The following is a 13395-nucleotide window of genomic DNA, read 5'->3' on the forward strand; positions in this document are numbered from 1 at the left end:
GGCCGCCGCTCAGAGGTGTTCCGGGCGCGGAACCGGTGGCCTGCTCCGGGCCACGGCGACGTCCGTGCCGGAGACGGTGTCAGCGGCGGGTGATCTCCACGGTCACCTCGGCGGAGGCCGCGGTGTGCCAGGGGTCACCGGCGTACGTCACGCCGTACCTCACCTGACCGAGCCTCCTCGGTGTGTCGGTCACGGTGAAGGCGCCGTCGGCCGACACGGTGACGGTGCCCAGCGAGGTGCCTTCCGGAGCGGCGTCGTCGTAGCGCTTCACCGCGACGGCGGTGCCGGGAGCGAAGCCGGCCGCCGGAGCCAGGGTGCCGGTGACGGTCAGTTCCCGGTACCTCCTGCTGGTCGGGGGCGCATCGAGGGCAAGGGTGGTCCGCACGGTGGTGGCGGCCTGCCGCGCATGGAACCGGAGTCCCATGACGCCGGTCTGCTGCGTCACGGCGAAGACCCGGCTCCCGTCCGGCGCCCAGGCCAGCCCCTCGTCCACCAGTCTCTCGGTGCCACCGCCCAGCTCGACCGTGGTCAACGGAGCGGAAGCGCCCGGCGCGTAGAAGGACAGGTCCGGCACGTCGACGCTGGTGTTGGAGGTTCCTCCGGCCACCGTGCCGTCGGGTGCGACGGCGACGGCCAGGGGAGAGGGCGAGGCCGCGGGGGTTCCCTGGTCCGAGAGGTCGTCGAGGCGGAAGGCCTGGTAGCCGGAGGACATGAGGGCGGCCACGACGACGCTCCGGCCGTCGGGTGTCACGTCCAGGTCGCGCAGACCGCTCATCTCGGTCCCGGAGAAGACCCGTCGAGCTGACACCTCGGGTGATCCGCTGCTCACGTCGTACACCGTGAGGGTGTTGACGTTGGGGTTGCCCGTGCCGGCCACCAGCACGTCGGGGTCGGCGGGGGAGGCGACGAGATCCGCCCCCCAGTCCAGTGAGGCGTCCAGACCGAGCTCGATCTCCGGCTCGGCACCGGACACGTCGACCGCCCCGAGGTCCCCGGTGTCGCCGTGTCCGAACCACAGCTTCCCGCCCGCGAAAGCCAGGCTCCACGGGGCGGTGTCCTCGCCCACGAAGTACCGTGCGGTCTCCGTCAGCGTCGCGGTGTCGTACGCGACGATGGTGTCGATGTCCCGCGCGGCCACGTAGAGGGTCCGGGAGTCGGGCGAGAGGGCCAGCCCGCCGGCGCCCGGCAGGCCGCTCAGCCAGGTGCTGTTCCCGCCGTCGTAGTCCGTCACCACGACTCGGCCGTCCGCTCCCGCGGGCATGCTGAGGAAGACCTGCCGGTTGCTCCCGTCGACCTCCATGTCGGCGAGGGAGTACAACGGCAGCGGCACGCCGCCCTCCGCGAACGCCGTGGCGGCTCCCGGAACGGTCAGCAGCAGCGAGCCGAGAGCTGCGGTGAGCGTGGTGCCCAGCGCCCGTCTGAGTATGCGCAAGGTAGTGCCCTTCTGTGTCCCGTGCATCACGTCGGCACACCGGTTGGACGACCGGAGGGGACGACGCGGGGCGCCGCCCGCCAGGATTCTGCGGTGCGGAGTCCCTCGGATCACGTCGGCGCACCGGTGGGACGGACCGGAGGAGGGCGGCGCGGGGCACCATTCGCCGGGATTCCGCGGCGCGGAACCCGTCCACGGAGCCCCGCTCCACCACGGACCGATGCCGATGAGCGGCGAGCGGGCCACCCGGCCGGCCTCCGCCCCACCGGGCACAGCCCGCCGACCGGGGCGCCGCAGCGGGGCGGACGGCTCCTCATCTCGCCCCGGGAGACGCTCAGTCGAGGCAGAACTCGTTGCCCTCGATGTCCTGCATCACGATGCACGACTCGTCGTCCTCGTCGGCGTACAGCGTCCGCTCGTGCACCGCGCCGAGCGCGACCAGCCGTGCGCACTCGGCCTCGAGCGTGGCGAGGCGCTCCTCACCCACGAGCCCGGTACCGGCCCGCACGTCGAGGTGCACCCGGTTCTTGGCGGCCTTGCCTTCGGGAACGCGCTGGAAGAACAGGCGCGGGCCCACCCCTGTGGGGTCGACGCAGGCGAACCACGAGTCCCGCTGCTCGGGGGGCCGCGACTGCTTGTAGTCGTCCCACGTGGCGAACCCCTCGGGTGGCGCCGGTACGACGTACCCCAACACCTCGCACCAGAAGCGAGCGAGGCGCTCGGGCTCCGCGCAGTCGAAGGTGACCTGGAACTTCTTGACCGATGTCATCGGGGCACCGTAGCAAGGGGGTTCGTCGCTCGCCTCCCGATGGGGGCCCGGCGCGTGACCGGGTCACGGCTTGCGGGCCACCGCCCCGTACAGCGAGATCACCGCGTGCTCGTCGGCGGTCTCGCCGTGTGCGAGTTCGGGATGCCAGTCGGTCAGCTGGACCAGGCCCGGCGGCACCGGCTCCAGCCCTTCGAAGAAGCGGGCGATCTCCGCGCGGCCGCGCGGCGCGAGCGTGACGCCGCCCGCCTTGTACATCTCGACGCCGCGGCCGACCGCCTCCGGGTCGAAGTCCGCGGTGAGCTGCGACAGGACCAGGTAGCTGCCGGAGGGCAGCGCCCCGACGAGCCGCGCCACCAGCCCGTACGGGTCGTCCTCGTCGCCGAGGAAGTGCGTCAGCGCGACGAGGGACAGCGCCACCGGCCGGTCGAAGTCCAGCTTCTCGCGGGCCTGTTCCAGGATGCGGCCGGGTTCGCGCACATCGGCCTGCACGTAGTCGGTGACGCCCTCGGGGGTGCTGCGCAGCAGCGCCTCGGCGTGCTTCAGCACGATGGGGTCGTTGTCGGTGTAGACGACGCGGCACCCGGGCGCGATGCCCTGGGCCACCTGGTGCAGGTTGGGTTCGGTGGGGATGCCGGTGCCGATGTCCAGGTACTGGCGGACGCCCGCCTCGCCGGCCAGCCACCGGGTGACCCGCTGCATGAACCAGCGGTTGGTGCGGGCGACGTGCTGGGCCGTGCCGTCGACGCTCATGATCTGCCGGCCCAGTTCCTCGTCGACCGGGTAGTTGTCCTTGCCGCCGAGGAACCAGTCGTAGACCCGGGCCGGGTGCGGCCTGGAGGTGTCGATCCGCGCGGTGGCGGGTTCGGTTCCGGTCCCGGTCATGCGTGCCTCCCTGACTGCTCGGCGTCCCGTGCGTCCCCTGCCGCCCCGGTGCGGGGCGATCACGATCCTCGCAGCGCGCCGGGGGCGGTGACAGGCGACTACCGGCCGACCGTGGCCGGTTCGCGGCCGGTGCCGATCAGCCGGGGTCGGGGGCGGCGGGGGCGGCGGCCAGGCCCGACAGCAGGACCCGGGTGAAGCCGTGCACCCACTGCTCGTCGGCCGGTTCCGCGCTCACCAGGGTGCGGTGCACCACCGCGCCGGCCACCATGTCGAAGATCAGGTCGATGGTGCGGGCCGCCTCGGCGGCGTCGGCCGCCGGCGGCAGCTCGCCCCGTGCCTGCGCGCGTGCCCGGCCGGCGAGGACGAGACGCTTCTGCCGGTCCACGATCGAGGCGCGGATGCGCTCGCGCAGGGCGTCGTCGCGGGTGGCCTCCGCGACCACCGCCATCAGTCCGTTCCGGGCCTCCGGGCGGTCCAGGATCGCGGCGAACTGGAGCACCACGCCCTCGATGTCGGCGGCCAGCGAGCCGCGGTCGGGCAGGGTGAGCTCGTCGAAGAGTTCCGCGACCGCGTCCACGACCAGCTCGTTCTTGCCCGCCCAGCGCCGGTAGAGGGTGGTCTTCGCGACCCCGGCGCGGAGCGCCACGTCCCCCAGGGTGAGCTTGGACCACCCCAGTTCGACCAGAGCGGCACGGGTCGCGGCCAGGATCGCGGCGTCCGCGGCGGCGCTGCGCGGACGCCCGGCGCGACCGGCTGGGGTGCGGCTCTGCATGGCTCGACGATAACGGCGGACTCCTTGCGGCCCCACGTGAGGGAGATCACCGGGGCACCCTGTTCAGCGGAGCCCGGCCGGCATTACGCTACGACCAGTAGCGAAAGCACGCGTGACCGGCGTGCCCGAGCGACGACCACCGGCGTGGGGTGGGGACCCGGCGCCAGAAGCACACGTACGCCTGGCTTTGCCCGGGCGTTTTCACGCACGCGCGGTGTACGGGGGAGGATAGGCGCATGCAGCCACGGAACATGTCCATGAGCGGAGTCGTCGACCTCGCCGCGGTGAAGGCGGCCCAGGAGGCCAAGGCGAAGGCGGAGCAGGCGCGCGCGGAAGCGGCCCGGCAGGGCGGCGGGGGCGCGATCTCCCCGGCCGATCTCGTCATCGACGTCGACGAGGCCGGCTTCGAGCGCGACGTCCTGCAGCGGTCCACCGAGGTCCCGGTCGTCATCGACTTCTGGGCCGAGTGGTGCGAGCCCTGCAAGCAGCTGAGCCCGCTGCTGGAGCGGCTCACCGTCGAGTACAACGGGCGCATCCTCCTCGCCAAGATCGACGTCGACGCCAACCAGATGCTGATGCAGCAGTTCGGGATCCAGGGGATCCCGGCGGTCTTCGCGGTGGTGGCCGGACAGGCGCTGCCGCTCTTCCAGGGGGCCGCGGGCGAGGCGCAGATCCGCCAGACCCTGGACCAGCTGGTGCAGGTCGGCGAGCAGCGCTTCGGCCTGACCGGCCTCGCCGTCGACCCCGACGCCGAGCCGGGCGGCGGCGCGCAGGCCGCTCCGGCCGAGGCGGCCGGTCCGTACGACGCCCTGCTGGAGGCCGCCGTCCAGGCCCTGGACGGCGGTGACCTCGCCGGCGCCGTCCAGGCGTACAAGAACGTGCTCGCCGACGACCCGACCAACCCCGAGGCCACGCTGGGCCTCGCCCAGGCCGAACTGCTCCAGCGGGTGCAGGGCCTGGACCCGCAGCAGGTGCGCAAGGAGGCCGCCGAGAAGCCGGGGGACGCCGCCGCGCAGATCGCCGCCGCCGACCTGGACCTGGTGGGCGGTCACGTCGAGGACGCCTTCGGCCGGCTCATCGAGACGGTGGGGCGCACCGCGGGCGACGACCGAGACGCCGTGCGGGTGCGGCTGCTGGAGCTGTTCGAGGTGGTCGGCGCCGACGATCCGCGCGTGATCGCCGCGCGCCGGGCGCTGGCGCGGGCCCTGTTCTGAGCCACCGGGCGCCGTTGCCCGGTTCCGGTCGATTCGCCGGGGGCCCGGGCTCCTGGTGTCCGAGGTGCCGAACGGATCACGGATGCCGATGCGGCCGCGCTTTGCCAAATCTTGGCAATCGCGGCCGCTGTTACTGCCAGTAAGTCGCAGGCGGTGGTCTGTCTGGTTCTGTCCAGGGATCGGCTGTTCTGTGCGGCACTTTCCACGCACCCAGCGTCGCCGCGCGACGTCGGCGGGCAGCCGTGCGGTCATCCGGTCGTTACTAGCGAGTAACGAACCCCCTTGTGTCGACGGCGAGAATGCACCACGATCGGCGACGCTCGGTCCATTACCCGTACCCCCCGGCAGCCGGTCGGGCCGCGGGAACTCCTGGGTCCCCACCGAGCAGAACCGGCGGCAGTGACGCCGGTTCTCGGACAGGGGGGTCTTCGCCCACCCGGCGAAGCCTGTCCGGCAGGGTTGTGCGTGATGCGTGTCAGGCGCGACCAGTGGTTGTCGCTCGGGGGTGATCGCCGGTGATCGGGCGCGTCGTGCGCGCCGTCGAGCTCGGGCGCTCTCCTTCCCGAGGACGTAGCACTTCTCCCATCCCTGCCCTGCCGAGCCGCCGTCCACGGCGACGGGCCGGAGCAGGAGATGTACGTCCGAGAAGGAGGAAATATGGAGTCCCAAGTGCGTGGCGGGACCAGATGGAAGCGGTTCGCTGTGGTCATGGTGCCCAGCGTGCTCGCGACGGCGGCGGTGGGTGTCGGCCTGGCGCAGGGTGCGCTCGCGGCGTCGTTCAGCGTGTCCGGCCAGGAGTTCAAGGTGAGGGCCGACCACCTGTACGGTGAGGGTTTCGCCCAGTACGGCGGTATGGACGAGGGCTACACGTCGGTTCTCGGCAAGGAGAAGACGGATCGCCCGGTTGCGATCTCGTCGTTCAAGTACGCCGAGATCACCAAGATGTGCCAGTCGGTCAAGACGGTGATCCCGTTCGTCAACAAGACGGTCTACCTCCGTCTTGACGCGGGCCCGAACGAGGACCGCAAGGTCATCGCCAAGAACCTCTACATCGATGTGGCTCAGCTGGAAGCCGACGCGACGTTCAACGAGATCGACATCGGTGTGGCGGTCAAGGACCAGAACCGTGGTCCGGACGTGAAGCAGGACGGCACCTCGCTGCCGGGAGGCTTCGCCCAGCAGGCGAAGTCGGCCGACCTCTACAACGTCGAGCAGACGGCGTGGGCGACCACGGCCGGCACGTTCAAGCTCAGCGGTCTGAAGATGCGTCTCGGTGCGGACCCGGAGATGGAGTGTTTCTGACGGTCCCGTCCTCGGAGTGACCTCGGCCGGCTGAGTGGCCGAGGAGGGGTGGGGAGGCCTGGCCTCCCCACCCGCCCGGCCCGCCGTCCGGCGGCGGGCACGCGCTGATACCCAGACACTTCCGGCTTCTCCGTGCCTAGGCCGAGCCGGTACGTACGTCCACCGGACCAGGGAGCTGTTTTCCATGAGTGCCGAGACTCCGGTCCAGAGCGCCGGTACCTTCACCCGGCTGCGTCTGCGATTCCGCGACTGGCGGGGCACCCGGCCGTTCTGGGCCGGTCTGTTCACGCTGCTGGGCGGAATACCCATCGCTTACTTTCCCTACGCCACGCTCAAGCTGGGCCACATGTCGATCGCCATGGCGACGACGGCCGGCGCCGGATCGCTGATCATCGGTGTGCTGCTGTTCACGCTGGGGCTGACCATGTGGTTCCAGTCCGCCACCCGGGTCTTCGCCGGTGTCGCGACGATCCTGCTGGCCCTGGTGTCGCTGGTGATCTCCAACATAGGCGGCTTCCTGATCGGCTTCCTGTTCGCGCTGGTCGGCGGCGCCCTCGCTCTCTCCTGGGCGCCGGGCGAGCCTCCGGTCGAGGCGGCGGGCGAGCACGACGGCGCCGACGCGCCCACGGGTGAGGCGGCGCCGGACGACACGCTCCACGACCCCGCCGTGGCGCCGCGGTTCCCGGCCGTCCCCCTGGAGAAGGGGGAGGACGGGGAGGCGGACGGCGTCCGGGCCGCGGGGGGTCACCGTGTCGGCTGAGGAGGCGCGCGGGCCGCGTCACGCGGCTCCGAGGAAGCCGCTGCTCACCAGGTTCCACGTGCCGAGCGGCAAGGCGATAGCCCTGGCGGCGATGCCCACGGCGGTCCTCATGGGGATGGGGTTCACGCCGACGCTGGCCCTCGCCGACGGCAACGACGGGACGCCGCCGGCGAACAGCCTGACCCTCGAGGAGTACCAGGCCTGCCTGGAGGTCATCAAGGACGCCGGGAAGGACGACGCCTCCACGTCGCCCACGCCCTCCGCGTCGGCGAGCGCGTCACCGGACGAGGAGCCCTCGGCGGAGACCCCCGACGAGCAGAAGGCCCCGGAGGCGGACCAGGGCACGGACGCGGACCAGGGCACCGACGAGGACACCTCCTCGTCCTCTTCGTCGGATTCAGGTTCCGACGACGAGGACGAGCCGGCGCCCGCTCCCTCCGCCTCCGCCTCCGAGGACACGGCCGAGCCCGCGCCCACCCCCTCGAAGACCGACCGCAACCTCCTGGAGGGTCTCGGGGACGCCCTCAAGGACGTCTTCACTCCCAAGGACAAGAAGACCGAGGCGAGCCCCGCCCCGTCCGCCTCCGCCACCGAGGAGGCGGAGGAGAAGGCCGAGAAGACGGCCGGCACCGCCGAGAAGACCATCGAGAAGGTCACCGAAGAGGCGAAGGACACCGCCGGGGACACCGGCGACAAGGCCTCGGAGACCGCCGAGGACACCAAGGAGACGGCCGAGGAAGCCGCCGGGGAGGTCACCGAGGAAGCGGAGACCCCCGAGGCCACCGCCTCTCCCAGCCCCTCCGCGTCGGCCGCGGTCGACCCCGAGGACTGCCCGGTCGCCACCGACGCCGAGGGCGGCGTCGACAACGAGATCCTGCTGCCCGACGACCCCTGGACCCTCAACGCCAGCTCGCTGACGCTGAAGGGCGCCTCCTACAAGGGCATCGTCGAGGTGCGGACCGTCGGCGGCGCCACCAAGAGGGTGCTGAAGTACGTCATCTCCCACGGCACCGACATCGGCGACCTGCACCAGACGGTCACGGACAAGCGGACCGGCGCGACCCACCACGTGCGGGCGGCCAAGGGGTCGATGTCCACCATCACCGACGGCGACACCGTGATGTACACCGAGAGCATCTCCGGCAACCTGCTCGGCCTGATCCCGATCACGTTCGACCCGGAGCACCCGCCGCCGCTGGACATCCCGTGGATCCACTTCACCGAGGTGACGGTGAAGCAGGCCGGCCAGTTCGGCGGCACCCTGCACATCCCCGGGCTGCGGCAGTACATCACCCGCTGAACGCCTCCGGACCCTCCCGGGAGCCGCAACACCGAGGGCGCCCCCCGTCGCAGGGGGCGCCCTCGGTGTCGTACCGGACCCTCACGGTCAGGCGGTCGCCTCGCCCAGGTGGTGGACGCGGACCATGTTGGTGGTGCCGGGGACGCCGGGGGGCGAGCCGGCCGTGATGATCACGATGTCGCCCTCGCTGAAGCGGTTCAGCTTGAGCAGCTCCTGCTCCACCAGCGCGACCATCTCGTCGGTGCTGTTCACGAACGGCGCGACGTACGGCTCCACGCCCCAGCTGAGCGCCAGCTGGTTGCGGGTCGACTCGTCCGTGGTGAACGCCAGGATCGGCTGGGCGGCGCGGTAGCGGCTCAGCCGCCGGGCCGTGTCGCCGGACTGGGTGAAGGCGACCAGGCCCTTGCCGCCGAGGAAGTCGGCGATCTCGCAGGCGGCGCGGGCCACCGAGCCGCCCTGGGTGCGCGGCTTCTTGCCCGGCACCAGCGGCTGCAGGCCCTTGGAGAGCAGCTCCTGCTCGGCCGCCTGGACGATCTTCGACATCGTCCGCACGGTCTCGATCGGGTACGCGCCCACACTCGACTCGGCCGACAGCATGACCGCGTCGGCGCCGTCCAGGATCGCGTTGGCCACGTCGGAGGCCTCGGCGCGGGTCGGCCGCGAGTTGGTGATCATCGACTCCATCATCTGGGTCGCCACGATCACCGGCTTGGCGTTGCGCCGGCACAGCTCGATCAGGCGCTTCTGCACCATGGGGACCTTCTCGAGCGGGTACTCGACGGCCAGGTCGCCGCGCGCGACCATGACGGCGTCGAAGGCCGCCACGACGCCCTCCATGTTCTCCACCGCCTGCGGCTTCTCCACCTTGGCGATGACCGGGACGCGGCGCCCCTCCTCGTCCATCACGCGGTGGACGTCGGCGACGTCCTTGGCGTCCCGGACGAAGGACAGCGCGACCAGGTCGCAGCCCATCCGCAGGGCGAACCGCAGGTCCTCGATGTCCTTCTCGGACAGCGCGGGCACGTTCACCGCCGCGCCGGGCAGGTTGATGCCCTTGTGGTCGGAGATGACGCCGCCCTCGATGACGATCGACTTCACCCGCGGGCCCTCGACGTCCAGGACCTTCAGCTCGACGTTGCCGTCGTTGATGAGGATCTGGTCGCCGCGCGAGACGTCGCCCGGCAGGCCCTTGTAGGTCGTGCCGCAGATCGTCTTGTCGCCCGGGACGTCCTCGGTGGTGATGGTGAACTCGTCACCGCGCACCAGCTCGACGGGCCCCTCGGCGAAGGTCTCCAGGCGGATCTTCGGGCCCTGGAGGTCGGCGAGGACGCCGATGGCCCTGCCCGTCTCCTTGGCGGCGGCACGGACCCGGTCGTACCGGCCCTGGTGCTCGGCGTGCGAGCCGTGGCTGAAGTTGAAGCGGGCCACGTTCATGCCGGCCTCGATCAGGGCGACAAGCTGCTCGTGGGAGTCGACCGCGGGGCCGAGAGTACAGACGATTTTCGAACGGCGCATGGGGCGATCCTATCGGTTTGTTTCGCAGCGGAATATTCCGGCTGGCGGAAAATACATATGAGGAAGTCCCTGCTCAGTTGTGCTTTCCGACCAGTGCGTATGTCTGTTGAGCGATCTCCATTTCCTCGTCCGTCGGCACCACCGCGACCGCGACCCGCGCGCCCTCGGGCGAGATCAGCCGGGGCCCGCCGCCGCGCACGGCGTTGCGCCCGCCGTCCACCGCCAGGCCCAGCCCCTCCAGGCCCGCCACGGCCGCCTCCCGCACCGGGGCGGCGTTCTCGCCGACCCCGGCGGTGAAGGCCACCGCGTCCACCCGACCGAGAACGGCGTAATAGGCGCCGATGTACTTCTTCAGACGGTGAATGTAGATGTCGAACGCGAGCTCCGCCCGTGCGTCGCCCTCGTCGATCCGGCGCCGGATCTCCCGCATGTCGTTGTCACCGCACAGTCCGACCAGACCGCTCTTCTTGTTGAGGAGAGTGTCGATCTCGTCGGCGGACATTCCGCCAACACGCATCAAATGGAAGATGACGGCCGGGTCCATGTCTCCGGACCGCGTACCCATCACGAGCCCCTCCAAGGGTGTCAGCCCCATGGAGGTGTCCACGCAGCGCCCGCCCCGCACGGCCGAGGCGGACGCCCCGTTGCCCAGGTGCAGCACGATGACGTTCACCTCCTCGGGCGTCTTCCCCAGCAGCTTCGCGGTCTCCCGCGAGACGTACGCGTGCGAGGTGCCGTGGAAGCCGTAGCGGCGGATGCGGTGCGCGTCGGCGGTCTCGACGTCGATCGCGTAGCGGGCCGCCGCCTCCGGCATCGTGGTGTGGAAGGCGGTGTCGAAGACGGCGACCTGCGGCAGGTCCGGGCGCAGCGTCATGGCGGTGCGGATGCCGGTGAGGTTGGCCGGGTTGTGCAGCGGCGCCACCGGGATCAGCCGCTCGACCTCCGCCAGCACCCGGTCGTCGATCACCGTCGGCTCGGTGAAGCGCTTGCCGCCGTGCACCACCCGGTGGCCGATCGCGGCCAGCTCGGGGGAGTCGAGGCCGAGACCGTCGGCGGCCAGCTCCTCGGCCATCGCCTTCAGGGCGGCGCCGTGGTCGACGACCTGCCCGGTGCGCTCCCGGGTCTCCCCGCCCGCCGCGAGCGGGGTGTGCCGCACCAGGGAGGTCCGCTCGCCGATCCGCTCGACCAGCCCGGCGGCCAGCCGGCTGCTGTCGCGCATGTCCAGCAGCTGGTACTTCACCGACGAGGAGCCGGAGTTGAGGACGAGGACACGCGTGGAGCTCACTGGGCGGTCGCCTTCTCGGTCGGGGACTGGGCCTGGATCGCCGTGATGGCGACGGTGTTCACGATGTCCTGGACCAGGGCGCCCCGGGACAGGTCGTTGACCGGCTTGCGCAGGCCCTGGAGCACCGGCCCGACGGCGATGGCGCCGGCCGAGCGCTGCACGGCCTTGTAGGTGTTGTTGCCGGTGTTCAGGTCGGGGAAGATCAGCACGGTCGCCTGGCCGGCCACCTCCGAGCCCGGCAGCTTGGTCGCCGCGACCGACGGCTCCACGGCCGCGTCGTACTGGATCGGTCCCTCGATCCGCAGCTCGGGCCGGCGCGCGCGCACCAGCTCGGTGGCGGCGCGCACCTTGTCGACGTCGGCGCCCGTACCGGACGTGCCGGTCGAGTACGACAGCATCGCGATCCGCGGCTCCACCCCGAACCGCGCGGCCGTGACCGCCGACTGCACGGCGATGTCGGCGAGCTGCTCGGCGTCCGGGTCGGGGTTGACCGCGCAGTCGCCGTAGACCAGCACCTTGTCGGCCAGGCACATGAAGAAGACGGAGGAGACGATGTCCGCGTCCGGCTTGGTCTTGATGATCTCGAAGGCCGGCCGGATGGTCGCCGCCGTGGAGTGCACCGAGCCGGACACCATGCCGTCGGCGAGCCCTTCCTCCACCATCAGCGTGCCGAAGTAGTTGACGTCGGAGACGACGTCGTAGGCCAGCTCCACGGTGACGCCCCGGTGGGCGCGCAGGGCCGCGTACTTCTCGGCGAAGGAGTCGCGCAGCTCGGAGGTGGCCGGGTCGATCAGCTGGGTGTCGCCGAGGTCGATGCCGAGGTCGGCGGCCTTCTTGCGGATCTGGTCCACGTCGCCGAGCAGCGTCAGCTCGCACACGCCCCGGCGCAGCAGCACCTCGGCCGCGTGCAGCACCCGCTCCTCGACGCCCTCGGGGAGCACCACCCGGCGCAGGTCGGAACGGGCCTGCTCCAGCAGCTTGTGCTCGAACATCATCGGGGTGACGCGGTCGCTGCTGGGCGCGGAGACCCGCTTGGTGAGGTCCGCGGTGTCGGCGTACCGCTCGAAGAGGCCGAGCGCCCGTTCCGCCTTGCGCGGGGTGGCCGCGTTCAGCTTCCCCTCCAGGGAGAACAGCTGCTCGGCGGTGGGGAAGCTGTTGCTCGGCACCGAGAGCACCGGCGTGCCGGGCGCGAGACGGTCGGCGAGGGTGAGGATGCGCTCGCCGGGCACCTCGTCCAGGGTCAGCAGCACCCCGGCTATCGGCGGGGTGCCGGCGCTGTGCGCGGCCAGCGAACCGACGACCAGGTCGGCGCGGTCGCCCGGCGTGACGACCAGGCAGCCCGGCGTCAGGGCGGCGAGGAGGTTCGGCAGCATGGCGCCGCCGAACACGAAGTCCAGGGCGTCGCGGGCGAGTCCCGAGTCGTCGCCGAGCACCACCTTCGCGCCGAGGGCGTGGACGATCTGGGAGACGGTCGGGGCGGACAGCGCCGGCTCGTCGGGCAGCACGTAGCAGGGCACCGGCAGCCGGGTGGCGAGCCGCTCGGCGATCTCGTCCCGCTCCTCGACCGCGACCCGGTTGACCACCATGGCGAGCACGTCGCAGCCCAGGGTGTCGTAGGCGCGGTAGGCGTTGCGGGTCTCGGCGCGCACCGACTCGGCGGTCTGCCTGCGGCCGCCGACGACCGGGATCACCGAGGCGCCGAACTCGTTGGCGAGCCGGGCGTTCAGCGACAGTTCGTCCGGGAACTGGGTGTCGGCGTAGTCGGTGCCGAGGACCAGGACCACGTCGTAGTCGCGGGCGACCCGGTGGAACCGCTCGACGAGGGTGGACACCAGCTCGTCCGTGCCCTGCTCGGCCTGGAGGGCGGACGCCTCCGCGTAGTCCAGGCCGTAGACGGTCGACGGGTCCTGCGCGAGCCGGTACCGGGCCCGCAGCAGTTCGAAGAGGCGGTCGGGCCCGTCGTGCACCAGGGGACGGAAGACGCCCACCCGGTCGACCTGCCGGGTCAGGAGCTCCATGACCCCGAGTTCGACGACCTGGCGGCCGTCACCGCGGTCGATACCGGTCACGTACACGCTGCGGGTCACGCGCGCTCTCCGTTTCGTCGAGGCCGCAAGGGTCTTCGGCGGGGTCACAAAATTCGCCCACCCAGGTGAGCGAACCC

The 13395-nt window shown here is 71.5% G+C and carries 11 protein-coding genes; 4 read left to right on the plus strand and 7 right to left on the minus strand.

The window, feature by feature from the left end; all coding sequences use genetic code 11:
• Positions 1-79: 79 nt before the first annotated feature.
• The 4 genes from ACZ8ZB_RS23585 to ACZ8ZB_RS23600 all read right to left on the minus strand — a co-directional run bounded on the left by ACZ8ZB_RS23585 (position 80) and on the right by ACZ8ZB_RS23600 (position 3855).
• A complete protein-coding gene (locus tag ACZ8ZB_RS23585) occupies positions 80-1432 on the minus strand; it encodes a WD40 repeat domain-containing protein (protein ID WP_470739639.1) in 1353 nt (450 codons plus the stop codon).
• 334 nt (positions 1433-1766) lie between these two features.
• The gene (locus tag ACZ8ZB_RS23590; protein WP_470739640.1) at positions 1767-2201 is read right to left on the minus strand and encodes a VOC family protein; all 435 of its coding nucleotides are present in this window, start codon (positions 2199-2201) and stop codon (positions 1767-1769) included.
• Positions 2202-2264: 63 nt separating this feature from the next.
• Positions 2265-3083 carry an SAM-dependent methyltransferase gene (locus ACZ8ZB_RS23595; RefSeq protein WP_470739641.1) on the minus strand — a complete coding sequence of 273 codons (819 nt, stop codon included), beginning with the start codon at positions 3081-3083 and terminating at the stop codon, positions 2265-2267.
• Positions 3084-3219: 136 nt separating this feature from the next.
• Complete coding sequence (locus ACZ8ZB_RS23600; protein ID WP_470739642.1) at positions 3220-3855, minus strand: TetR/AcrR family transcriptional regulator; 636 nt, start codon at positions 3853-3855, stop codon at positions 3220-3222.
• 236 nt (positions 3856-4091) lie between these two features.
• Between ACZ8ZB_RS23600 and ACZ8ZB_RS23605 the strand changes: the two genes are divergently transcribed.
• The 4 genes from ACZ8ZB_RS23605 to ACZ8ZB_RS23620 all read left to right on the plus strand — a co-directional run bounded on the left by ACZ8ZB_RS23605 (position 4092) and on the right by ACZ8ZB_RS23620 (position 8431).
• Positions 4092-5069: a tetratricopeptide repeat protein gene (locus tag ACZ8ZB_RS23605; RefSeq protein ID WP_470739643.1), complete on the plus strand. Its 978-nt coding sequence runs from the start codon at positions 4092-4094 to the stop codon at positions 5067-5069.
• 657 nt (positions 5070-5726) lie between these two features.
• Positions 5727-6371, plus strand: a complete 645-nt coding sequence (locus tag ACZ8ZB_RS23610) for a DUF6230 family protein (RefSeq protein ID WP_470739644.1) — start codon at positions 5727-5729, stop codon at positions 6369-6371.
• Between the two features lie 184 nt (positions 6372-6555).
• Positions 6556-7131 carry a DUF6114 domain-containing protein gene (locus ACZ8ZB_RS23615; protein WP_470739645.1) on the plus strand — a complete coding sequence of 192 codons (576 nt, stop codon included), beginning with the start codon at positions 6556-6558 and terminating at the stop codon, positions 7129-7131.
• A gap of 58 nt (positions 7132-7189) precedes the next feature.
• Positions 7190-8431, plus strand: a complete 1242-nt coding sequence (locus ACZ8ZB_RS23620) for a hypothetical protein (RefSeq protein WP_470739646.1) — start codon at positions 7190-7192, stop codon at positions 8429-8431.
• 87 nt (positions 8432-8518) lie between these two features.
• Here the strand turns inward: ACZ8ZB_RS23620 and pyk are convergent, their stop codons facing one another.
• From pyk to pta, 3 genes are all read right to left on the minus strand, one after another.
• On the minus strand, positions 8519-9946 hold the full coding sequence (pyk, locus tag ACZ8ZB_RS23625; protein WP_470739647.1) for a pyruvate kinase: 1428 nt from the start codon (positions 9944-9946) through the stop codon (positions 8519-8521).
• A 73-nt stretch (positions 9947-10019) separates the two neighbouring features.
• Positions 10020-11231 (minus strand): acetate kinase, encoded by a 1212-nt coding sequence (locus tag ACZ8ZB_RS23630; protein WP_470739648.1) that lies wholly within the window; start codon positions 11229-11231, stop codon positions 10020-10022.
• Complete coding sequence (gene pta, locus ACZ8ZB_RS23635; RefSeq protein ID WP_470739649.1) at positions 11228-13318, minus strand: phosphate acetyltransferase; 2091 nt, start codon at positions 13316-13318, stop codon at positions 11228-11230. Before pta ends, ACZ8ZB_RS23630 begins: the two co-directional genes overlap by 4 nt.
• Between the last annotated feature and the right edge of the window lie 77 nt (positions 13319-13395).

It is taken from the genome of Streptomyces sp. 12E, assembly GCF_055633275.1.